We start from the raw sequence: 21695 nt of genomic DNA, 5'->3' as shown, positions 1-21695 counted from the left end.
TCCGCTAGGTTATTTTTGTATAAGCGATATAAGCGGAGGCAAATCTAGCAAGAGATCCATATATATCTAGTACAAGCAGTTGCTATGAAAGGGATAGGAGGGTCAGAGATGGATCGACAAACTTTCATCAACAACTATGATCGGGTTCGGCAAGCAAGGTCACCTGAGAAGCAGGCAGAAGCGTTAAGGCTGTGTGGGTATGCAACGGATCCCAATTACGCCAACGCATTAATCCAAATAATCCGTTCCTACAATTTGAACAAATACGACGAGGAGGTGGAGCAAGTGTTGGAGCAATTGAATCAATTGCAGGAGCAAGTTACTAATTTGCAAAGCAAGGTAAGTCAATTGGAGCAGCAAGCGAGCATAGAAGCGCCGGAATGGGCAGCCGACGCGGTTAAGCAAGCAGTCGTATTTGAAATTATTGATACACCTGATAACGGCAGCTTTGATTTCTACCGTTGCTTGACTGTCATGTATCGGAAAGGTTTGCTCTAAACGTAAGTCAATCGTTACATCCCCTTCCAGACATCTGGCGCCTCTGTAATGTATGAGTAAACCCGGATTAGGTGCATCCTATCTACGATCGGTCTTATTCATCATCATCGGAAACGGGGGACGAATACTGATGAACAACGGGAAGAAGACAGTCCTGTTAGCGGTACTGGCTACAACGGTGGCATTTGGTATAACAGGTTGCGGTAATCGTCAGCGTGAAGGTACGGGTACAAACGACGCAGTGAAGACGAGGATGTTGACCAACAATTACCGTCCGTTCAACTATGGAACCGGCAATCACAAAGATATGCGGCTTGGACTCGACCGTTACCGTGGCACCGATCCGGATCTCATCCGGGATTCAGGTGATATGAAGCTGGGCTTGAATCGTGACAATGGATTTACCGGCTATGACAAAGACGGAGTGAACAATTGGAAAGACTATAAGGCTCCGTCATCCGGATACCACACGAATGCAACCACCTTGGAATCGAGTGAGCAAATCGCCGCACAACTTACTGCCATGGACCCGATTGAATGGGCCAGCGTTATGCTAACGAATCAGAATGCGTATGTGGCGGTTAAGCTGAAGCATGGACAAGATCTCGACGCTACCGGTCATGTAAAGACCCAAATCGCGGATAAGGTGCATATGGCTCGACCTGAAGTGAAGAACGTGTATGTGTCCTCTAATCCCGATCTTATCGATCGCTTCAAGCAATATGGGGAGCAGATTCGCCAAGGCAAGCCGATATCCGGGATTCTGAACGAATTCAATACGACGGTGCAAAAAATATTTCCAACTAACGCCTCCTACGGTACGAATGAATCGTATACTCAACGTGGAACTTACAGTACACATGGAACGGATGGAGTTAGCGGTGTAGATGGAACGAATGCCATATACGGACAGAATGGTGCGAAAGTAGCTCCTACTGCTCCTTAAAGTATGTTTTAGCTGGCAAAAGGCTGAAAGCAGGTGTCGTTACAATGGTTCCTGCTTTCATGCTGTTTTAACACGGTGCACTGTACAATTATTCCCCGATGGATGCTATACTATCAGAAGCATGTCCTTTTTAGCTGATGGGGGGTTCTATTCATGTTCATTCATGCTTCGCAGATCGAGTTCGACAAGCTGGAGCCAGGACTGGAACGACGTATTCTGGGGTATACGGATCAAATGATGATGACGGAAGTCAAGTTTGCAAAAGGTGTGGTGGGTGTGCTGCATCATCATCCGCATCGACAGGCCGCTTATGTGGCATCAGGCTCATTCGAAGTGACGATCAATGGAGAAAAGCAGGTCATAGTCAAGGGTGATGGATACATAGTCGAACCGGATATTGTACACGGTGTTCTTGCGTTGGAGGATAATTCAATCCTAATTGATTTCTTTACACCAATGAGAGAAGATTTCTTGAGCAAATGAGCAGAGTTGTTAATCGAACCATTCCCGTACCGCTATATTATCAAATTTATCAATGGCTTGAAGCAGACATACTCGAAGGCAGTCGCAAGCCAGGCGATTACTTCGGCACCGAACAAGAGTTTCAAGATAAATTCGAAGTCAGTCGGGCGACAATACGCAAATCACTTGAGCGGCTGGAAGAGAACGGCTACATAACTCGGGTAACAGGTAGAGGTATATTTATCGCATCAGTTCGATTGAAGATCGACTTGCCGGATCTGCTCAGTTTCAGTGAGGAGATGAGACGGCGCGGAATGATACCGGGCACGAGATTACTTGGAGTACAGAAGGTAGTAGCTTCGAGCACCGTCGTCCAATGCCTGCAACTAGCCGAACACAGCGAGGTGCTGCTCGTCAGTCGCATTCGATTGGGTGACGAGCAGCCTATTGTCTATTCGGATTCGTACATCCCCTTGGAGATCGGCTTGACGGTAGAGGATGATTATACAGGTTCTCTGTATGAACGGATTCATGCGGTATCTGGACGATATGTAGATGAAGCAACCCACGGTATTGAAGGAGCTGTTGCAGACGACGAGTTGGCTGAACAGCTAGAGGTAAGCATCGGGTTTCCACTCCTGAAGTTTCGCAGAACCGGCTTCGACCAGGAAGCGGCTCCAATCGTGTATGAAACCGGCTTCGCCCGAGCGGACAAATATTCTTATAAAATTAAGCTGAAACGAAGCGGGAAATGATCGATTGTTCCGCAGATGTTTAAGCTTGTTTTTTATTTACTGCAAACAAGGACTACTGGAGAAAGATCCGGTGGTCTTGTTTGACGCCAGAACGTATAAGTTTTCAGGGTGGAACAGGAACCGGAGGTAGGTTTCCCTTTTTAACTGCCAGAGCAAGGGACATAAGGTGATTACATCACTCTACTTTTGCGGATTGGAGAATCTCAGCGCCAATAAAGTGATTTCATCACTCTATCGGGCAGAAGGTCGGTAAAAGTTCTTTGGTGGACTGAAATTCCTGTATGATTGCGGGGTTACCTCCAAATTGAAGGAAGGTGTGATGATGTACGACCGAAATACCGATCGCGGAGCCTACGGAAGATATAATTTCATGAAGGAGAGAAGAGCAAGGGAAGGCAGGCGGATGGAGTGGAGAAGCGTTGACCGTATAATCCAAGGAACAAGATTTAAATAGCGGTTGGCCCCTTCTGCCTGCCCGACCCGCGCACAAACTGAACGCAACGACCAAGGACCCGGCCACTGGCCGGGTTTCTCTGATTATAATAATTGTTGATTTATTATAGACAATACATTATTATGTCTAAGTATTAATAGATTTATTGTTAATTATCTATATTAATTAAAGAGGTGTCGATTGTGTTATTGAAAAACCGCTATGTCAGAACGATCATCATGTCTCGGGTGCTGTTGCAACTCGGGATATGGGTAAGGAATTTTGCAATCCTGCTGTATGTAACCGATATGACGAACAATGATCCGTTGTACGTGTCCCTCATCTCTGTTGCCGAATTCGCACCAATCTTCGTATTCGCCATCATCGGGGGGACGTTCGCAGACCGATGGAAACCGAAGCGAACAATGGTAGGCAGTGACGTCTTATCTGCACTTTCCGTATTCGTGGTGTTAGTTGTCATCATGGCAGGCTCATGGAAAGCTTTATTCGTCGGAACCTTAGTTTCGGCTATCTTGTCGCAGTTCTCGCAGCCATCGGCGATGAAGTTGTTCAAGCAGCATGTGCCGGGTGAGCAGTTGCAAGGTGTTATGGCGTTGTTCCAGACCCTTATGGGGGTATTCATGGTCGTTGGACCGATAGTGGGTACATTTGTATTTCAACAGTACGGGATCGAGGTTGCACTTGCGGTAACCGGCGTCATGTTCTTCTTGTCTGCAATTGTATTGTCGCTCCTCCCTAAGGATGCAGCACAAGAGAAGCGGGCAGAGGCAGGCAGCTTCCAACAGGAATTGATGGATGGGATTCGATACGTAGGGTCCAATCGTTCGCTGCGTACACTCGGCGGAACATTCGCCGTCGCAGGCTTGGCCGTGGGACTGATACAACCGCTTATGCTGTTCGTCGTAATTGAGAACTTGGGAAAGGACAAAACCTTCCTACAATGGCTCTTGATGGCCAATGGAGCAGCAATGCTAGTCGGAGGGGCGTCGATCATGGGTGTAGCCAAACGAATGAAACCGCAGACCTTGCTTGCGATCGGATTGTTCGTCAGCATGCTGGGGACGGTGGGGTTAGGTTTTTCCACAAACACTACGCTAACGTTACTGTTCCAAGTGTTGAACGGATTATTTTACCCATGTATTCACGTGGGCATTAATACCTTGATCATGAAAAATACCGAGGGGGCGTTCATCGGCCGGGTTAGTGGGGCGCTTACGCCGATATTTATGGGAATGATGGTGCTTGGTATGATGTTGGCAGGGGCTTTGAAAGACTGGTCTTCACTGGTCACCGTTTACTCTTTGAGCGGGATATTGTTCCTAATCGGTGCGTTGATACTCGTTCCATTGCGGGATAGAAAGAAGGGTGCCACTGCCTCGCACGCCGAGATGTAAATATGCAAAAAACCATTGTCGTATCCACACTTGTTACGCTATACTGGCATATGAACTATGTGAGAGCGTAATTAATTCCTGTAACTAACGGAGGGCGAACAAGGATGGACTACTCGGTTTATGTCATGATGGCGGCTATTATAGCACTTGTTCTCTGGAGAAGGACGCGCAGCATGTACCGCCCTATGAAGGGGAATGGCATTCGCTTGCTGGCCCCGATCTTCTTCATGCTGCCTGGGATGCTGATGGTTGTGTTTAACCCTAATGTCCATGCTTTTTTGTGGGAGTGGGGCGTGGCTTTGGCAATAGGAGCCGTGTTGTCTATCCCATTGATCTGGACGACCAACTATGAGATTCGTGAGGATCAGCACATTTATGCCAAGCGGAACATGGGGTTTATCATAGCTTTCGTAGTCGTTGCACTTATCCGTTTCTTGCTCAAAGATTATATGAGCATGATTGACGCCGATACGAAAACGGCCTTGTTCATAGTCGTGGCAGTAGGCTACGTAGTGCCTTGGAGAGTTGTATCGTACATGAAATTTCGGGAGTTGCTCCGGCAACGCACAGAGCTCGCGTGACATAAGTCGCGTGAGCTTTTTTTCTCCTTGGAATAGGTTCTTGATCGCCGAACTGAGTGGGCGGGAACGCGAGGTGCTTTACTTGATGACCGAGGGTGCGTCCAATGTTGGCATTGCCGAGCGGCTGGGTCTGAGCGGCAAGACCGTAGCCAACTACATCACGAATATTCTGAACAAGCTGCAGGTTACCGACCGGCAGGAGGCAATGCGCCTGGCTTGGGATTCGCGACTGGATGCGCCGTAAGATTTTACTGCACTAATTGCCGTTACTAAGCGGATCCTTATGAATAACGCCCATTTTTCCTGGACTCCGCACCAAGAGGTTGCCCTCTTCATAGACTACACTGACTGTATCCCTTTACCTTGTAACTATAAACAAAGCCCAAGCAAGGAGGGGTGGCACTATTGAAAGGTAGCGACCATAAAAACAAGTTTTTATTAACGAATCGTGAACGCGAAGTCTTTGAACTGCTTGTGCAGGACAAAACGACCAAAGATATCGCCCAGCAACTGTTCATCAGTGAAAAGACTGTGCGCAATCATATCTCCAATGTCATGCAGAAACTAAACGTAAAAGGTCGTTCACAAGCGGTTGTCGAGCTTATCAAGCTTGGGGAATTGAAGATTTAATGTGTCAAAGTCACCCAGAAAGCTTTCCTGTTGCGTTTCCTTGTCCAAGGAGCGTTGCGGGAAAGCTTTTTTGCATGAAAACTGTACAAATTTGTATTGACAATGATTCTCAATATCCATATATTTATGATATTGAGAATCGTTATCATCATAATTTTGTCGATTCTGAAGCACAAGTTGGATTAAATGAAACGGGGGGAGTTCTCATTCATCGTTTAATTGCAGATAAGTTGAACATCGCGTACGGCGATCGATTGATTGTAGAGAATCTGAACTTGAGCATCCCGACAGGGAAGATTACAGCACTTGTAGGTGCTAATGGCTCAGGTAAATCAACGATTCTGAAATCGATGGCGCGCATCATGAAGCCCCAACAAGGTTCGGTGCTGCTGGACGGGAAATCGATCCACAGCCAATCGACGAAAGAAGTGGCCAAACAACTGGCCATCTTACCACAAAATCCGATCGCCCCTGAAGGGCTGACCGTCTCAGAGTTAGTAGGCTACGGTCGATTCCCACATCAGCGGGCACTCGGAACGGCTAATGCAGAAGATCGCCGCTGCGTACAATGGGCGATAGAAGTGACGGGCATGACGGATTTCGCGGATCGTCCTGTCGATCAATTGTCAGGGGGGCAGCGGCAGCGGGCTTGGATCGCAATGGCGCTCGCCCAACAGACAGACATCCTGTTTCTCGACGAGCCGACGACCTTTCTGGATATGGCGCATCAGCTAGAGGTGTTGAAATTGCTGGTGAAGTTGAATGAGGAGCAAGCCCGTACGATCATCATGGTCGTTCATGATTTGAATCATGCTACTCGATATGCGCAGCATATGGTTGCGATTCAAGCCGGCCAAGTGATGCGCGAGGGGACTCCTGCTGAAGTCGTGACTAGCGATACGCTGCGGGATTTGTTCGGCATTGAGGCAGACATTGTGCCGGATCCTCGGACTGGGGTGCCGATCTGCATCCCGTATGAATTGGTCGAACGGACACCACGAAGCGAAGAACTCAAGCCTCCATCCACCGACACAGCATCGACCAGCAAGGTAAGAGCGCACGCCATATAGCCGGCTGAGTAGACCCGGTAATGAGGAGGAATAGACAAGATGGAAGCTTCGCCTTCGTTGAACTTCGCTTTACTTGAGAAGTATTTGCACATTACCAATACACCCCCTGAACATACACTTATACTCGTCCCTGCAACCGATCTCTGGAAAATGGAGACGATGAAGGGACTGATGGAAGTGGGCCGCGTACAGTACAAAGCGACTTCCAGAATGCTGCCAGCCTCCTTCCTGGGCTTGTCGTTATTCAGTCTTTGCGGGGCTTTGCATTATGCAGCAGCTACGCATAACGAATGGTTGGATTTGAGCTTGGACAATTTGAACTTTTTTCTGGAATCGCATCGGGACCACATTCATGCCGGTTATCAGGTAAAGGAGGTGCGGATGAGGCAATTGCCAGAACCCGGTCGCGTGGAAGCTTTGAGAGAGGCGTATGAGCAGTTTTTCACCGAACAATTCAACCGCATTGTGGATACAATCGCCGAAGTAGCGGAAGTGAAACCGGATATGATCTGGAATCAATACGCGGCTAGATTGACGTATATGCAGGATTTTTTGCTGGAATCTGAAAGACGGCCCGAGGTAATAGAACGGTTAATGTCGGGGTATCAAGTGTTGACGGAAGGCATCGAGCCTTCGGTGTTTAACCGTCGGCGAAACCCTTTTCGCCATCTGAAGCCAGTCTACTTGGACAGTCCGCATGAAGCAGGCAAGAAAGTTCTGCTACGATCTTCCTGTTGCATGTATTATTGCCGAGAGGGTGGGGAGTTGTGCTACAATTGCCCCCGAATGACGGAATCCGAGCGGCTGCAGCGGAAAGAAAAGATAGCGAGTGGCAAATGACTCTGACTCAAGAAAGGTTTTTCGTGTAGAAAATGGGTCGAAACACATCTTTTGATGATAATAATAATCAATATCAATAATAGTTTTAATCAAACAATACCTAGCTGGAGGTTCTGATTCATGTTATCTCGTATTCGGATTACTTCTTTATTGCTCATAGCCATTTCTATCTTTCTGGCTGCTTGTGGTGGTGGAGCTGACAAGCCTTCTTCATCGACGAACGGATCAACTCAATCACCAAGCCCAACTGCGTCAACCGAAACTGCCCGTTCGATCAAGGATGCGCTTGGAACGGTTGAAAATAAAGGCACCCCGAAGCGAATTGTTACACTTGAATGGACTTATACTGAGAATGTGTTAGCGCTTGGCGGCCAATTGGTGGGTCATGCAGACATTGCGGGCTTTAACAAAAATGTGAAAATTAAAACGGCCCTCCCAGCTGATGTCCAGGACGTAGGAACTCGCGAAGAGCCGAATTTGGAGAAAATTGCGGCCCTGAAACCCGATCTAATCGTTGGCGTTAAATTCCGTCATGAGAAAATAATAAATCAATTGAAGGCGATTGCGCCTACACTGTTGTTCGATCCTTATTCTGCGACTGCGTCAGCAGACCAGTACAAGGAAATGGAAGAAACGTTCCTTACTATGGGCGATGCTCTGAACAAGAAGGTGGAGGCTCAGAAGGTGTTAAGCGACCTGTCGACTGTGATCAGCAAGGGTGCGGAGAAGTTGAAGGCTGCGAATAAAGCGAATGCCGAATTTGTATTGACCCAAGCATTCAGTTCCCAGAACACAGCATCGTTCCGGCTGTTCACGAACGAATCACTGCCGGTCAAGGTACTGAGCAAATTGGGATTGAAGAACGGCTTCAGTGCTAGCAAGATCGAGACATACGGATTCAGTACAGCAGGTGTAGAAGCATTGACGGCTGTCCAGAATGCCAGTCTGTTGCACATGGTACAGATGCAGACCGATAATATATTCGAGAAATTCCTGAACACTAACCCGGTGTGGAAAAGCTTGACCTTTGTCAAAGAAAACCGTATCTACGCTTTAGGCGGCGACACTTGGCCGTTCGGCGGCCCGTTCTCGATGGAAACATTCGTTGATCGCGTTGTCACCACCTTTGCCAAATGAGCACCAGTAGGATGATGATACCGGCAACCGATCGTCCCTCCGGACTGTTGCTAACATGGCTCCGATATTGCTTGGTATTCGGTGGGGGATTGATCCTGCTCCTCGTCTTGTGGCTGTTACATATAACCCAGGGCGAGGCGCATATAAGTGCCAAGATGGTTCTGGAAGCGATCTTCTCGCCTCAGGATTCCGCTGAACACCACGTCGTGAGGACTCTTCGAATGTCGAGGGCAACGTTGGGGGTCATAACGGGGGCGGCGTTAGCTGCTGCAGGTGTGTTACTGCAGACCATTACACGCAATCCACTGTCTTCCGCTTCTACATTAGGTATTAATTCTGGCGCATTTCTGGCGGTTACGGTTGGGCTAATCTTCTTCCCTACCTTCTTGAGCAACCATGCGCTGGCGGTAGCATTCATCGGAGGAATCGCAGCCTTGGGGCTCGTATATGCGATGTCGGGCGGGCGCTCGGCTTCACCTGTGCGGTTGACATTGGCTGGTATGGCGATTACGATGGCGATCGCGGCAGTAACTGGTGCGCTGCAACTGCTGTACGAGACAGAGACTGCTCGATTGTTCCTCTGGGGGTCGGGTTCACTCCATACAACGGATTGGAGCGGGGTTGTATTCATTGCTCCCTGGATTGCAGGAGCGGTAGTTATTGCCCTAGGGCTGGGCAAGTCGTTGGACCTGTTCCAGATGGGCGATGAGATGGCCAAAGGCCTGGGACAACGTGTAGGCCTAGTTCGAGTCGCGACACTGCTAACCGCTGTCATGCTCGCCGCTACAACAGTAAGTGTGGCAGGCGGCATCGGATTCATCGGCCTGATCGCCCCTCATCTGGTCAGGCTCTTCGGGATACGACGTCATCTCCCGCTCTTGATCGGCTCTATGATATGGGGGGCGGCGGTTCTGGTCGGAGCCGACGTATTCACCCGAATGTTCCGTGATGCTTATGGTGAGCTACCCGTAGGGGCGGTCACGGCTATGATCGGAGCTCCGTGGATGATATGGCTGGCCCTGCGAGCGCGAAGTGGTGGCAAGCCCATCCAACAGTCGAACGAAACTAGCCTCACGTCCAAGATGGCAGGCAGGTTGCCTTATCCTTTGTTGGTCAGTCTCTTGTCGGCAGGAGCTCTAGCAATCTTGATCGCAGGCCTTGCGCTCGGTGGTTTGCGTCTGCCCCTTGCTCAGGTTGTCGACGTCTTAACTGGCGGCGGCGAGCCGCTGTCCCGCAATATTATGCTTAACATGCGCCTACCCCGCATGCTCATTGCCGCCTGCGCCGGAGCCGCACTGGCTATTAGTGGTGTGCTGCTGCAGGGCATCGTACGCAATCCGATGGCTGATCCTTCGATTGTCGGCGTCACTTCGGGCGCAGGTGTAGGTGCGGTATCGCTGCTTATATTATGGCCGACTGTCGGGATATCCTGGATCCCCGTGGCAGCGTTCGCCGGGGCAATAGTAAGCGCCGCAGTCGTCTACCTAGCGGCTAGACGGAGTGGCTTGCAGCCTGCGCTGCTGGCCTTGGTCGGGATCGCGGTGTCGGCGCTAGGATCAGCAATCATTCAATTGCTAGTCGTGAAGGCGCAGTTCCGTGTCGGCTCCGCGCTCGTCTGGTTGGCGGGCAGCACGTATGCCCGTACATTGCCGCAGCTGTGGCCTCTGCTAGTCTGGCTCATCGTGCTGCTGCCGATGGCATGGTCGCTGCACCGCAAGCTGGATCTACTCGGGTTGTCCGACGAAGCTTCGACGGGGCTCGGCATCCGGGTGCCCCGCACACGGCTGTGGGCCGGAGTTGTCGGAGTAGCGTTGGCCGCCGCGGCCGTCGCTACAGTCGGTGCAGTCGGCTTCATTGGGCTGATCGCACCGCATGCGGCCAGGCTGCTCGTCGGGCATAACCACCGACGGTTGCTGCCGGTCGCTGCGATCATGGGGGCGCTGCTGCTGATGGGCGGCGACCTGGTCGGTCGGGTGGTGCTCAGCCCGAAGGAAATTCCGTCGGGGCTCGTCGTAGCCCTGCTCGGCGCCCCGTACTTTATCGGGCTGATGCGTGCCTCGCAACGCGGCAAATAACGGAAAAGCCTTGCAGCTCATAGTCCGAACGGATCATGAGCTGCAAGGCTTTTTGCATGTTACAGGATACACAAGTGGTTATCCCCAATCAGATTAGTAGCTATTGCGCTATTCTCGCAGGAGCTCCCAGCCTGAGGAGGTTGGCCGGAACAAGAATCGCCGGAGTTCGCCGGCTCCAACCTCAACGGCCACCAGTATTCCATCCGGCACGGGCAGGATGTGATGCACTTCACCACGGTCCACAAGAGGCTCCACAAGCGGGCTCAACACAGGCAGCAGCGCCTCCTCAAGCCAGATTCGCTCCTTGTACCACTGGGGTGGCGTAGAGGCAGGGGGATAGCCGCTTACTGGCACACCCAGCTCGCTGGCTAGCTGTGCAGGATCATTTGGAAGCGTCCGTCCCGCGCCGATCGCAGCAACGAACCGCAAACATAACTCGACGGTGCGTATGACTTCGTCATAATCCACGGAACCATTCGCATAGCGAATCTCCACGGTTTGCACATCGAACCAGGCCGCCGCATTGATTCCGCAGCGGTGCGACTGAGGACGTCCCCAATGGCGCAGTGTTAAGCGGTCATCGGGATTCATGACGTACTTCTGTACCATCTCAGTCGTCATAGCCGGGCAATAGATCAGTCGGTGCGTGCTCGTCTGTAGTAGCGTTCTCAGACCTTCCTGCATCGTCAAAGCCGCTTCCGCCAAAGGCTGTACTATCGCTTGCCCCCATGGCTCCAAGCCGACATGGACATGAAGGCCGCAGCTCCAGTTGGCCTCGGCACCTTGTTCTTGCAGCCGTCGAAGCATCTCCCGGATCTGCTCCCGCTCGGTCCAGCGCAGGGGAGGCGGCTTCAGCTCGCTTCCGGATTCGACGCCAGTCACATCCAACTGCCGCTCATCTAGTGACATGATCCACCCGGGCAGCAGCTCAAGTTCTTCCGGTCTTCCATTAATAAACTCTATCTCCACTCCAAATCGTAAATCTTGCCAATCTACACGGTTCGGCCACATCGATAATCCACCTCATCTTCATCATAATAGTTCGTTCCAAGCTTGAAGAGTGAGGATGATGGCGGACCACGGGCTTAGCGGGGAATGTGCTCAGGTGTCATAGCTGGCTCCTCCTATAGGCGTTCCTCTATTAATGTCAGTGTACACGAAACCCGTTCATTTTGCACAATTAAGTGGGGCGGAGCAGATCCAAAATAGTCGCACTTAGACCGGAACTATTTTCCAAATATATGCGTCAATACAGATGTGGATACACAGAGGGAGGATGTAACATGATGCGAAAGTCGATTGCTGCGCGCGGGATTGTCTTGCTATCTATGGTCTCGGTGTTGTTGCTGCTGTCCCTACTGCTGGACTCGATCATCAATCAAAAAAGTGAACCGACTGTTGAGCCGATTAGCACCCCGAATCTTGTTCAAGGTGGAATGTCGATCGTGCAGCCTGCTGAAATCCTGACATTAACTCCAACTGCTTCACCAGTTCCAACTTCGACGCCGCAGACTACTTTCCGCACAGCTTTGCGGGAGCTGTCTTTTGGGCAGATCAGTGATAGGCTTGGATATGTCTTTCGTACACTTCAATACAATGAGCTCCCGAATCAGCCGTATGCTATCGTTCGACATTTGGATATAGAATTCAATATAGGTGTTACCTTGGATGCTGTTGGCGGGAAGCAGTGGGAGGAACTGCTTCAGGATATACGAGTGGAGGGTAAAGCCAAGCTGGTCATCGAGGGCAGAGATGCGTATCGTGTGCTGCGATTGTCCGAGATGGGGGATTCGTTCAAGGTGATACTGGGCGATATACCTCCTATTGTGGTGACGAAGCTGCCTCCGTTGACGATTACATTGCAGAGAGAGCGTACTTCGGATAACTTGACCGCGATGTTCGCGTACCCTCCATCGGACCAATTGACACGTGCAACTGCCTTTGTACCGAGTCAAGAGAGAGCGATTGTGATACGATTCTCAGAGGAAATGGATACGTCTTGGACGAGGGGGCTGCCGCCGGGGAAATGGCTGGATAATCGCAGGTTCTCTTGGGATATAGGGGGCGAAATACTTCCACATGGCCCTGAACGTGTAGGTACCGGGACGAGTGTGGAAGGGTTTCGGTCGACACGGGGCAATTATGTGGGTGCTTATGGCTGGGAAGTACAGGTACAGCGGGTGCAGGCTGGGGAGTGGAAGTCCTTGCTCACGGATGAACGGGTTGGCTGGTCCGAATGGGATACCTATTATGAAACGATGACGTTCTCTCCTGATGGGAGCCGTTATATCGGTGCAGCGATGGTGGCAACCCCGGAAGGTGACGGTAGCGGATTGTATGAGACACTCGTACTTGAACAGAAGGGGAAGCCACCGGTCACAATCGAATCTTCGATCTACTTGAACGTATTCCATGCAGGTGCACCCATCCAGTGGATCGATGACAATCGCATCTTGTACGCGGATTATCGGAACGTCTATGTCTATTCCTTGACTGACGGAAAGAGGCGGGTCGTGTACGATTCGATGAATACGGGGTCGTCCGTGATGTATGCGGCTTATGACCGGTATTCTAAGGAATTGAATGTGTTGACACAGACGTATGAAGTAACGAAGGAAGGGGAAGAACGTTTGCCTGTCGATCTGTACGTATACGAGGATGTAGATCGATTGAAGAAGATGGAAAAGCGCTGGTCGGAAGCTTATTTTACCCAAAGTTATGTAAGGCCATTGGTGGTCTTCCCGGTTCAGAACGGTGTATTCCGTACGGTAGTCAAGGAAAGGAAGACATGGACGCTGTACGAAGCCAGGGATGGTAGTGTGAAAGAGCTGCCCGGCGAAGTCCGCTATGCCGACAATCAGCTTGCGCTGTTGCTCGAAGAGACGCCAACGGCCCAAGGATTGGAGCAGAAGTTATGGGTGTGGCAGAAGGGGTCCGAGCCTGTCCTAGCGCCTTCTCCCGGTGGTGAGACTTGGATTCGTTTTGCCGGCAATCGGGCGATTGTTGAGATGGAGTCGACCTACCTGATATATGACATGGCAAGTAACAGTTGGATAGAGTGGGGGCAAGGCAGCGGTATATTGGCCGTCTCTCCCCAGACCGCGATGGGGATGTACAAAACAGCCGTCCAACCGAATCGTTGATCGGGTGAATGGATTGCGTATAGGTGTCCATATGGTGTTAAATAGAGAACGGAGGCGATAAACGGATGAAGGCTTGGTATGAAGAAAGTTTCGGTAAAGATTATTTACTTGTATATAAACATAGGGATGTAGCAGGTGCCTATGCAGAGGTGCGCACTATGATCGGCTGGCTGGATCTTCCGCAAGGGGCATCCGTGTTAGATCTATGCTGCGGGATGGGACGTCATTCACTGGCGCTTGCTGATGCGGGCTATCAAGTATCGGGCATTGATTTGTCGGGGGTGCTGCTGAATGAAGCTATGAAGTTGGATGAGCAGGAACGTGTCGAGTGGCATCAAGGCGACATGCGGCAGTTACCGTTTGGCGGAATAGACAAGGATAAGGAAACTTTCGACGCCGTTGTGAATCTGTTCACCTCATTCGGCTATTTCGATCTGGATGCGCAGAATGTCCAGGTGTTGAAGGAAATGCATCGGGTACTGAAGCCCGGTGGACGATTTATTATGGATTTTCTGAATGCCGAATATGTTCGTACACGTCTAGTGCCTCATTCGGTCAGAACGGACGAGGGACTTACAATAGAAGAGAACCGCAGGATTGAAGACGGATTTGTTCGCAAGCAGATTGTTGTACGGGAGCAAGATCAGCCGGACCGCTTGTACAGTGAGCAGGTAAAGTTGTACGGCTTGTCGGATTTCCGCACCATGCTGCAAGCGGCTGGATTAAGCTTGGACGATGTGTTCGGAGGTTATGATGGACAGCCCTTCGATCCGGCGAAATCGCCGAGACTGATCTTGATTGGAACGAAATAGCAAGAGAAAGGGACATATCAGACATGATGCGAACGACAAGATCTGTACTACGGGATGGCCTAATTCAAGTAAAGGTGCCGCTGCCGTTCCCGCTTCGCTGGGTGAACAGCTACGCTATTCACGGCGTTGACGGCTGGACGATTCTCGATCCCGGTCTACATACGCCAGAATCTGAGGCACTCTGGGTGGATACGATGACAGAGCTAGGGATTGGCATGGGCGATATTCGCCAGATCGTGCTTACACATCATCATCCCGACCATTACGGGCTTAGTGGATGGTTCCAGGCGATGAGCGGCGCACCCGTCTACTTATCCGAGATCGGTCAGCAGCAAGTGCGTGCGTTATGGGGGGAATCGGAACCGATGAATGATCGGCTGATGCAGGTGTTCTTGCTTCATGGCTTGGACAAGCAGCTGGCGGAGCCAATGCGCGATCATATGCACAGCTTTATCCCGCAAGTATCTCCACAGCCGGAATTGTCGCTGATCGAACCAGAGGTGCCATTCCAACTCGGGGCACGGCTATACAGGCCTATCCATACACCGGGCCATGCTGAAGGGCACTTGAGCTTTTTCGACGAGGAACGAGCTGAGTTATTCTGCGGTGACCATGTTTTGCCGCATATTACACCGAACGTCGGCTACTTGCCCGGGTTCGATCCGAACCCGCTCGGCACGTTCCTCACGAGTCTGCGAGAGTCGGCGCTGCTGCAAGTAGAGCGAGCGTTTCCAGGTCATCGCGAGCCGTTCACCGGCTATGCGGAACGGGCGATAGACATTATTCGGCACCATGAAGAGCGACTGCAGAAGATGCGTGCGCTGTTGGAGGAGCAGCCTCTCAGCGCTTATGCGCTTTGTCGGGCTCTGTTCGGCGACAGGCTGTCTGTGCATCAGCTTCGGTTCGCCTTGTCGGAGACGATCGCGCATGTGATTTATATGCAGGAGCAAGAGCAAGTCCGCGAGTTGCAAGCCGAAGACGGCACTCTGCTGTATAGGAGTCGCGCAGTTGGCCGGGAGTAAGAATGTTCGTGATTAAGAGATTGAGGGGAGAAGGAACTCATGGCAACGCAAATGATGGAATGGAACACGATTGAGTCGTATGAGGAAGCAGCAGCAGTGATTGCCAAGGTAGGCATATTGCCATTATCCGGCTTGTTCCCTGAATATCCATCACTTGAGGCGATCACTCACCGTGAAGCATGGCACACGGGTCAACAGACTGATCCATGGCTGTGGCGAGACCGATTCGCAGGAGAAGGAGTTGCTGCCTACGGTCGGTTCATGGCGAAGAAGCCGATACTGGTCGATGCGGCGTGGTTTCCACTGCTGCAAGCGGCGCTTAAGCCGGTCAAGAGCTTGCGCAGCCGCTATGAAGACGGAGTCGTCTCGAAGGACGTGCTGCGGCTCTACGATCTTATCGAAGCGCACGACGGTATTGATGTGAGGGAGCTTCGCCGTTCAGCCGGTCTGCAGAACAAAGAGTCGAAGAAAACGTTCGATGATGCGTTGATTGACCTGCAGAGTACGGGTGACATCGTCATCTCGGGCATCTCGGAGCGTCTGAATGAGCTCGGCAATAAGAATGGCTGGAACAGTACCTGCTACTCGCTGTCCAGCCATTGGATGGCTCGACACGGCATCGAGCCCCTGCGGCTGGATCGTCAAGATGCGAAGGACGAGCTGCTTGCCCGATTCGCCGAGGCTGCGAGCGAGGCAGCCGTGCAGAAGCTTGCCAAGCTGCTGCGCTGAGTCCGTAGCTGTAATGGCTGGGCTATACGGCCGGTTTCAAGCTGTCGAATAACTGTGGATAGAAGCTAAGACGGCCGTTCCGAGTGAAAAAGGACCCTTCTGCTCAAACATCTTGTTTGAACCTCTTTGATTGTATAAGGGATTCAGCGGTGGGAGGTTCAAGCCAAAACTCGCCAGGGTCCTCTTTTTCACTCTCCACTCCTCTTGTCCACAGTTAATCGACTGTCTCAATTCCGGCCATCGAGCACTGCGAGAAGCGGATTCACGAGCTGAAAGGCCGATTTTCGGCCTTCGAGCGCCGCAAGAAGTGGAATCACGAGCTGCAAGGCCGAATTCCGGCCTTCGAGTGTTGCGAGAAGCGGATTCACGTGCTGTAAGGCCGATTTCCGGCCTTCGAGCGCTGCGAGCAGCGGATTCACGAGCTGCAAGGCCGAATTCCGGCCTTCGAGCACTGTGAGAAGCGGATTCACGAGCTGCAAGGCCGAATTCCGGCCTATGAGTGCAGCAGGTAGCGGAATCACGAGTTGCAAGGCCGAATTCCGGCCTTCGAGCGCTGCGAGCAGCAGGAGTGGAAAGTGAAAAGAGGACCCGGCGAGTTTTGGCTTAGTTTGAGCTCACGAGGTCCTTTTTCACTTGGAACGGCCGTTTCCGCTTCTAGTTCTCCTTTCCCTCCGAATTCCCCAAAATCTGAAGCATCCATTCAATCCATTCCAGGTTCGTACGAGTAAGCATTAGGCCGCGTTGTACCAAGGCATAAGCTCCGAAATACCGGGAGTTCATCTGGAGATACTCGGAACCTTCCTCGACCATGCCATGGATTTTGGCCATTGACTTCTCCAATCGACACATCTTGTTCCGATACATCGTTTCCCGTTCCAGCAGCAGCTGCCTGGCGGACTGAGGGTCGCTGATCCATACGCAGAACAGCTTGAGCGTGAATTCGTCACGAGTAACCGGATCGGCAGTGGGCTGCGGAATCCAACTCCTCACAGCGGCTTCTCCGCTCTCTGTGATGGAGTAGACTTTCTTATCCGGCTTATTCGTTTGCTCCACAAGCTCGAATTCAACCAAGCCTTGGCGTTCCAGCTCGGCAAGCAGCGGGTAGATTTGACTATGTTTGGCTTGCCAGAATAGATGGATGTTCAACATCAAGTCATACCCGGAGCAAGGAGCTACCGTCAAGATACTCAACAATCCGTATGAAAGTGTATTCAAATTAGGATGATCCCCCGTTGCCATTAATGTAGATGTTGATCCAGCCATTCGACCATGGCGGCGAACACATTCGTCCGGTTCTGTTCGTTATGCAGCTCATGCTTGAATTGAGGCCATTCTCTGAATTCGCATTGCTTGTCGGCCTGCTCGGCGAACTGCTTGCTCGCCTTGATGGACGTCACTTTGTCGTCCCCACCATGCATAAGCAGCAGCGGGACGGACAGCTCGGAAGCGTGCTGCAACGCCCAGTTCCCAGCACGTACAACTCCGAAGAAGTACTTGGCTGTAATGTATCCGTGCCGCTCAGTATCTTCCTGAATGCGTCGAAGCATCTCCGGATCTGAGGTTAGATTGTGCGGTTTCATGGGCCGGTGGTTCGAGAATCTAGGGTAGATCGACTCGAGTACTCTCGCGACAGCCAGCATGGCAGTGGGTGGTTCGAATGCAAGCTTCAACCAAGGGCCAGACACAATCGCCCCTTGAAGGGCGGGTTTGCGCCTTAGCAAGTAATTAAGGGTAAGATTTCCCCCCATACTGTGGCCATACAGAAATTGGGGTGCACCGGGATACCTCAATTCAGCTTCGTGCAGAAGATGATCTATTCCTTCAAGTAAATGCTCATAGGAAGGCGTATGGCCGCGCTGACCTCTCGTACGTCCATGCCCGCGTTGATCGAACATTAGAACCGCATAGCCATGTGCATTGAACATCTCTGCTACATGGAGATACAGGTCGGTGTGCTCTCCCATTCCGTGTACGATACCAATTACTCCCTTGACCGAACTACGCTCCTCTGGGTTTGAGGCGCATGCATACATAAGCGTCCCGTCCTGACACTGCCACTCGAATGATTCGTATGCCATTTCCGTCACCATTCCTTTCTGTACGTCATACGTTCCTGCTCTATTCCTTCAAGGTAAGCATCTGATACACTTGACGGTGGTCTCCTGCAAGATGCGCTTGCTTGCTGTTCAACTGGGAGGAGCCGTCACCGTCTAGGAAGATTCCGTCCACGAGATGGCGTTCACCAAGCTTTTCTATGATCGCGGAGCGGAACTGTTCGATAGTGCAAGGGGTCGGTGTTACTATCATGTATATATTTTGTTGAGCGTCGTATACGAGTCCAGTACGCATATGCGCTTCCTCATAAGCTGGCATCTGCTCGGGGATCATGCTCTGGTCCCAGGTTCGTTCATTGGATAGTCCCATGCTGACTCCGCCTTGTGCCCAATAATGCTGTTTGTCGGTTACCTGGAGTTCTCCTGCTTCTAGGACGACCTGGACGGAGAATCGTCTTGCGATTTCGTCCCATACGAGTGTGCCCCGCTTCAAATCAGCCTGAACCCCCGTATTGTACCAACCGGACCCATAGTCACCGGGCAGCCCCTTCAACGGTTGATCGTTCACAACTGCAATGCTCAATAAAGCGCCTTCCCAGAAAAAACCGCCATTGATTCCATAATAGGGGGTTCCGGTTACATTCGTTTCGATTGTGCGCAGTTGGACATTGTCCGGCGTCGTCTCGAGGGTGTACAGCACTACACCGTTCGCCGCCCGCAGCTTCCGGTATTCATACTGCTCTGGATAGTTGTCATCGTGTCGGATGTTATAGAACAAGAGGACGGATAGCAGTAAACCAACGAGGAAGCCGGCTACGAGAATAGCGGGGTACCATCTAGGCTGGAACGGCAGTCGCTGGACAACAGTGGACCAGAATGGCGACAATTGGGATCGTTTCAAGGGTCAGTTCCTCCAGACTTTGCTACTTCGAATTATACTGTATTTTTCCATACATACAAAGCTTGAAAGTGCCGCTACGAAAGACCTATATCGACATCGTTCAACAAACGACAGGAATGTACCAGGTTCGACAAGATAGGTATTAAGCAGCGTTCCCATTCCGGGAAAAACCGATTATTCTAGTTGATGGACTACTCGGATACGGAACAGACAACGGAGGCTGCAAGATGTTTAGAAGAATAGGGGTTATGGTAATTACGCTCGTGATGCTGCTCGTGTCCGCCCGGATAGAGGGGGCTGCGGCTGCCGATTTACAGGGCGCGAACTTCACGGATATTAAGGGCCACTGGGCGGAGCCGACGATTGTGAAATTGGTGAATGAAGGTATTCTTGACGGCTATCCGGACGGTACGTTCCGAGCGAATGAAACGGTTACAGTGGATCAGTTCCTGAAGATCCTGTTGCTGTCATTCTCCCAGAAGCATCCGAACGGGGAACGCAGCTGGACGCAATCGTTCAAGATGTCGTTAAGCTCTGCCAATCAAAGTGTATTGAACCAGGACTATCGGGATTTCAACTTCAGACCGAACATAGTGGGCTATTGGGCGAAGCCTTATATCGATCTGGCAAGCGACTTGAATCTGATCAGTAAGACCCAGTTTCCTGATTTCAAAGCGAAGCTGACCCGTGAGAAAGTAGCGGAAATCGTCTATTACACGATGAAGGAAACAGAGTTTCTTGAGGACGAGTCTTACGGCAAGCTGCTTACAAGCGCAATCGGTGATTTCCAAAGCGCAACGAGCCGGGAGCAGAAGTTCATCTCCGAAGTGTTCGCGAAGGGGATTATGGAAGGATACCCGAATGGGTATTTCGGAGTGGGAGTGTTCGTATCTCGTGCAGAAGCGTTGACCGTAATGGAACGGATTATCGATAAGAGCAAACGGATTGTGGTAAAAGGGGATTCGAAGGTTCGGTATGAGACGGTTGTGCCTACCCGAGATGGAAGTTACAAGAAAATTATGTTTCCGAGCGAAACGATGTTGAAGGCGTATAACGTCATGCTGGAGGCGGGCAAGCTCCGGGGCACGAACTATGATATGTCGGAAACAACCTTGCGGCTGTTCAAGAATGCTGATACCAAAACAAATGCATTAAGCCTCCATCCTGATCCGGCCATTCCGGCTGATGAAGCTTCACTTTGGTTGGAGCCTGCGTATCATACATATGGCATCACTTTAAGTATGCAGGACGGAGCATGGGCTCGCAATCAGGAAGTGATCCGAACATTCGTCCGCTATTTGTTCAGTTACGACGCTGCGAAATTCGAGGAGACGATCGATAGCGTATACAACAAAGTGTCGAATAAACAAAAAGTTGAAGATTTCTCGATTGTACTGGGCGGCTATACAGTTGAGATAAAAGTAGCGAACAGTCAAGGTCAAGCAATCGTGTTCAGCATCGTACCGAAGAAGTAAGCCATAGAGTCGAATAGAGCCTTTCATGCAGATGAAGCATGGAGGCTCTTTCTTTTGCCGTGTTCACTCATTCTGCTGGTTCAATAGACCGTAGAAGAACAGATCGATTAGCTCCTCTAGCCCGCCTGGCTGTCCCATCCGAGCCATCTCCTCTTCCGTTACAAGCGATACCGCGTGGCTGAACATGTTCAGATAGACCAATAGCATCTCATCGTGCACATTACTGCGCAACCGGCCGCAAGCCCGGCCTTCCTGAATGAATCGCAGGAAGAGGGGAATGGAATTCTCATGGGAATAATGCTGGACGAATGATTGCATTTCGGCATCGGCATTCAACAGTTGGACGTATGTGTCGGAATGGACTTTAGTGGACGCGATTCGCTTGATCAGTACGATTTGCTTCAGCTTATCATCGAATGGAAGAGGGCTGTCTATTAGATCCTTGAAATGCGTAAGCTGCTCGTCGAACAGACGTTTAAGCGCTGCTTTCAATAAGGCTTCTTTGCTCCCATAGTAATTGTAGATCGTGACCTGGGAAACCCCTGCTTGAGCGGCAATTTCCGCTATCGTTATTTCCGGGATCGGCTTGATGAGAAGCTCGATCGCGCATTGCTCAATCTGATCCATCTTAGCTTTCGTCCGTTTTTGGAATCCGTTCACCGGTTCACCCCCTGATAGCTCAACTATAGCATATTTTGAAATATATTTGCATTCAGA

23 protein-coding genes are annotated in these 21695 nt (G+C 51.0%); 17 read left to right on the top strand and 6 right to left on the bottom strand.

Features of this window, described 5'->3' with window-relative positions; genetic code table 11:
* Positions 1 to 108 precede the first annotated feature (108 nt).
* The 12 genes from AC1DWB_RS11800 (at position 109) to AC1DWB_RS11745 (ending at position 10842) form a co-directional block, all read left to right on the top strand.
* A complete protein-coding gene (locus AC1DWB_RS11800) occupies positions 109 to 498 on the top strand; it encodes a glucosaminidase domain-containing protein (RefSeq protein ID WP_477541257.1) in 390 nt (129 codons plus the stop codon).
* A 130-nt stretch (positions 499 to 628) separates the two neighbouring features.
* On the top strand, positions 629 to 1444 hold the full coding sequence (locus AC1DWB_RS11795; protein WP_477541256.1) for a YhcN/YlaJ family sporulation lipoprotein: 816 nt from the start codon (positions 629 to 631) through the stop codon (positions 1442 to 1444).
* 153 nt (positions 1445 to 1597) lie between these two features.
* Positions 1598 to 1927, top strand: a complete 330-nt coding sequence (locus tag AC1DWB_RS11790; RefSeq protein ID WP_477541255.1) for a cupin domain-containing protein — start codon at positions 1598 to 1600, stop codon at positions 1925 to 1927.
* Positions 1924 to 2661, top strand: coding sequence for a GntR family transcriptional regulator (locus tag AC1DWB_RS11785; RefSeq protein WP_477541254.1), 738 nt, complete (start codon positions 1924 to 1926; stop codon positions 2659 to 2661). Before AC1DWB_RS11790 ends, AC1DWB_RS11785 begins: the two co-directional genes overlap by 4 nt.
* Positions 2662 to 3297: 636 nt before the next feature.
* Positions 3298 to 4509 carry an MFS transporter gene (locus AC1DWB_RS11780; protein ID WP_477541253.1) on the top strand — a complete coding sequence of 404 codons (1212 nt, stop codon included), beginning with the start codon at positions 3298 to 3300 and terminating at the stop codon, positions 4507 to 4509.
* A gap of 104 nt (positions 4510 to 4613) precedes the next feature.
* A complete protein-coding gene (locus tag AC1DWB_RS11775; RefSeq protein ID WP_477541252.1) occupies positions 4614 to 5090 on the top strand; it encodes a cytochrome c biogenesis protein CcdC in 477 nt (158 codons plus the stop codon).
* 10 nt (positions 5091 to 5100) lie between these two features.
* The gene (locus AC1DWB_RS11770; protein ID WP_477541251.1) at positions 5101 to 5334 is read left to right on the top strand and encodes a response regulator transcription factor; all 234 of its coding nucleotides are present in this window, start codon (positions 5101 to 5103) and stop codon (positions 5332 to 5334) included.
* 161 nt (positions 5335 to 5495) lie between these two features.
* Positions 5496 to 5720, top strand: coding sequence for a helix-turn-helix domain-containing protein (locus tag AC1DWB_RS11765; RefSeq protein ID WP_009672290.1), 225 nt, complete (start codon positions 5496 to 5498; stop codon positions 5718 to 5720).
* A gap of 206 nt (positions 5721 to 5926) precedes the next feature.
* Entirely contained in the window at positions 5927 to 6790 is an 864-nt protein-coding gene (locus tag AC1DWB_RS11760) for an ABC transporter ATP-binding protein (RefSeq protein ID WP_477541268.1), read from the top strand.
* A gap of 39 nt (positions 6791 to 6829) precedes the next feature.
* A complete protein-coding gene (locus tag AC1DWB_RS11755) occupies positions 6830 to 7630 on the top strand; it encodes a (2Fe-2S)-binding protein (protein WP_477541250.1) in 801 nt (266 codons plus the stop codon).
* A gap of 120 nt (positions 7631 to 7750) precedes the next feature.
* Positions 7751 to 8767 carry an ABC transporter substrate-binding protein gene (locus AC1DWB_RS11750; RefSeq protein WP_477541249.1) on the top strand — a complete coding sequence of 339 codons (1017 nt, stop codon included), beginning with the start codon at positions 7751 to 7753 and terminating at the stop codon, positions 8765 to 8767.
* An 11-nt stretch (positions 8768 to 8778) separates the two neighbouring features.
* Entirely contained in the window at positions 8779 to 10842 is a 2064-nt protein-coding gene (locus tag AC1DWB_RS11745) for an iron ABC transporter permease (protein ID WP_477541248.1), read from the top strand.
* A gap of 108 nt (positions 10843 to 10950) precedes the next feature.
* On the opposite strand, the gene AC1DWB_RS11740 is transcribed toward AC1DWB_RS11745, so the two are convergent.
* The gene (locus AC1DWB_RS11740) at positions 10951 to 11853 is read right to left on the bottom strand and encodes an amidoligase family protein (RefSeq protein ID WP_477541247.1); all 903 of its coding nucleotides are present in this window, start codon (positions 11851 to 11853) and stop codon (positions 10951 to 10953) included.
* A gap of 272 nt (positions 11854 to 12125) precedes the next feature.
* On the opposite strand from AC1DWB_RS11740, the gene AC1DWB_RS11735 reads away from it, so the two are divergent.
* The 4 genes from AC1DWB_RS11735 to AC1DWB_RS11720 all read left to right on the top strand — a co-directional run bounded on the left by AC1DWB_RS11735 (position 12126) and on the right by AC1DWB_RS11720 (position 16548).
* Positions 12126 to 13985 (top strand): hypothetical protein, encoded by a 1860-nt coding sequence (locus AC1DWB_RS11735; RefSeq protein WP_477541246.1) that lies wholly within the window; start codon positions 12126 to 12128, stop codon positions 13983 to 13985.
* A gap of 65 nt (positions 13986 to 14050) precedes the next feature.
* On the top strand, positions 14051 to 14797 hold the full coding sequence (locus tag AC1DWB_RS11730) for a class I SAM-dependent methyltransferase (protein WP_477541245.1): 747 nt from the start codon (positions 14051 to 14053) through the stop codon (positions 14795 to 14797).
* 23 nt (positions 14798 to 14820) lie between these two features.
* Positions 14821 to 15819, top strand: coding sequence for an MBL fold metallo-hydrolase (locus AC1DWB_RS11725; RefSeq protein WP_477541244.1), 999 nt, complete (start codon positions 14821 to 14823; stop codon positions 15817 to 15819).
* Between the two features lie 39 nt (positions 15820 to 15858).
* Positions 15859 to 16548 (top strand): AlkZ-related protein, encoded by a 690-nt coding sequence (locus AC1DWB_RS11720; protein WP_477541243.1) that lies wholly within the window; start codon positions 15859 to 15861, stop codon positions 16546 to 16548.
* A gap of 227 nt (positions 16549 to 16775) precedes the next feature.
* Here AC1DWB_RS11720 and AC1DWB_RS11715 read toward each other — a convergent pair whose 3' ends face one another.
* The 4 genes from AC1DWB_RS11715 to AC1DWB_RS11700 form a co-directional block, all read right to left on the bottom strand.
* Positions 16776 to 17078, bottom strand: coding sequence for a hypothetical protein (locus AC1DWB_RS11715; RefSeq protein WP_477541242.1), 303 nt, complete (start codon positions 17076 to 17078; stop codon positions 16776 to 16778).
* 124 nt (positions 17079 to 17202) lie between these two features.
* Complete coding sequence (locus AC1DWB_RS11710; RefSeq protein WP_477541241.1) at positions 17203 to 17763, bottom strand: PadR family transcriptional regulator; 561 nt, start codon at positions 17761 to 17763, stop codon at positions 17203 to 17205.
* 23 nt (positions 17764 to 17786) lie between these two features.
* Entirely contained in the window at positions 17787 to 18626 is an 840-nt protein-coding gene (locus tag AC1DWB_RS11705) for a lysophospholipase (protein WP_477541240.1), read from the bottom strand.
* Positions 18627 to 18666: 40 nt separating this feature from the next.
* Positions 18667 to 19503 carry a hypothetical protein gene (locus AC1DWB_RS11700; RefSeq protein WP_477541239.1) on the bottom strand — a complete coding sequence of 279 codons (837 nt, stop codon included), beginning with the start codon at positions 19501 to 19503 and terminating at the stop codon, positions 18667 to 18669.
* Positions 19504 to 19730: 227 nt separating this feature from the next.
* On the opposite strand from AC1DWB_RS11700, the gene AC1DWB_RS11695 reads away from it, so the two are divergent.
* Positions 19731 to 20978 (top strand): S-layer homology domain-containing protein, encoded by a 1248-nt coding sequence (locus AC1DWB_RS11695; RefSeq protein ID WP_477541238.1) that lies wholly within the window; start codon positions 19731 to 19733, stop codon positions 20976 to 20978.
* A gap of 63 nt (positions 20979 to 21041) precedes the next feature.
* Here the strand turns inward: AC1DWB_RS11695 and AC1DWB_RS11690 are convergent, their stop codons facing one another.
* Positions 21042 to 21638 carry a TetR/AcrR family transcriptional regulator gene (locus AC1DWB_RS11690; RefSeq protein WP_477541237.1) on the bottom strand — a complete coding sequence of 199 codons (597 nt, stop codon included), beginning with the start codon at positions 21636 to 21638 and terminating at the stop codon, positions 21042 to 21044.
* Positions 21639 to 21695: the final 57 nt, after the last annotated feature.

The sequence above is a fragment of the Paenibacillus sp. P4_E11 genome, assembly GCF_056401635.1.
Note: the sequence above shows the minus strand (reverse complement) of the source record. Positions and strands in the feature narration are given on the sequence as shown.

What these genes read in the sequence shown, in the direction of transcription:
- AC1DWB_RS11800 (WP_477541257.1), top strand. Translation starts at nt 109, where the DNA reads ATGGATCGACAAACTTTCATCAACAACTATGATCGGGTTCGGCAAGCA.
- AC1DWB_RS11795 (WP_477541256.1), top strand. Translation starts at nt 629, where the DNA reads ATGAACAACGGGAAGAAGACAGTCCTGTTAGCGGTACTGGCTACAACG.
- AC1DWB_RS11790 (WP_477541255.1), top strand. Translation starts at nt 1,598, where the DNA reads ATGTTCATTCATGCTTCGCAGATCGAGTTCGACAAGCTGGAGCCAGGA.
- AC1DWB_RS11785 (WP_477541254.1), top strand. Translation starts at nt 1,924, where the DNA reads ATGAGCAGAGTTGTTAATCGAACCATTCCCGTACCGCTATATTATCAA.
- AC1DWB_RS11775 (WP_477541252.1), top strand. Translation starts at nt 4,614, where the DNA reads ATGGACTACTCGGTTTATGTCATGATGGCGGCTATTATAGCACTTGTT.
- AC1DWB_RS11755 (WP_477541250.1), top strand. Translation starts at nt 6,830, where the DNA reads ATGGAAGCTTCGCCTTCGTTGAACTTCGCTTTACTTGAGAAGTATTTG.
- AC1DWB_RS11750 (WP_477541249.1), top strand. Translation starts at nt 7,751, where the DNA reads ATGTTATCTCGTATTCGGATTACTTCTTTATTGCTCATAGCCATTTCT.
- AC1DWB_RS11745 (WP_477541248.1), top strand. Translation starts at nt 8,779, where the DNA reads ATGATGATACCGGCAACCGATCGTCCCTCCGGACTGTTGCTAACATGG.
- AC1DWB_RS11740 (WP_477541247.1), bottom strand. Translation starts at nt 11,853, where the DNA reads ATGTGGCCGAACCGTGTAGATTGGCAAGATTTACGATTTGGAGTGGAG.
- AC1DWB_RS11735 (WP_477541246.1), top strand. Translation starts at nt 12,126, where the DNA reads ATGATGCGAAAGTCGATTGCTGCGCGCGGGATTGTCTTGCTATCTATG.
- AC1DWB_RS11730 (WP_477541245.1), top strand. Translation starts at nt 14,051, where the DNA reads ATGAAGGCTTGGTATGAAGAAAGTTTCGGTAAAGATTATTTACTTGTA.
- AC1DWB_RS11725 (WP_477541244.1), top strand. Translation starts at nt 14,821, where the DNA reads ATGATGCGAACGACAAGATCTGTACTACGGGATGGCCTAATTCAAGTA.
- AC1DWB_RS11720 (WP_477541243.1), top strand. Translation starts at nt 15,859, where the DNA reads ATGGCAACGCAAATGATGGAATGGAACACGATTGAGTCGTATGAGGAA.
- AC1DWB_RS11705 (WP_477541240.1), bottom strand. Translation starts at nt 18,626, where the DNA reads ATGGCATACGAATCATTCGAGTGGCAGTGTCAGGACGGGACGCTTATG.
- AC1DWB_RS11695 (WP_477541238.1), top strand. Translation starts at nt 19,731, where the DNA reads ATGTTTAGAAGAATAGGGGTTATGGTAATTACGCTCGTGATGCTGCTC.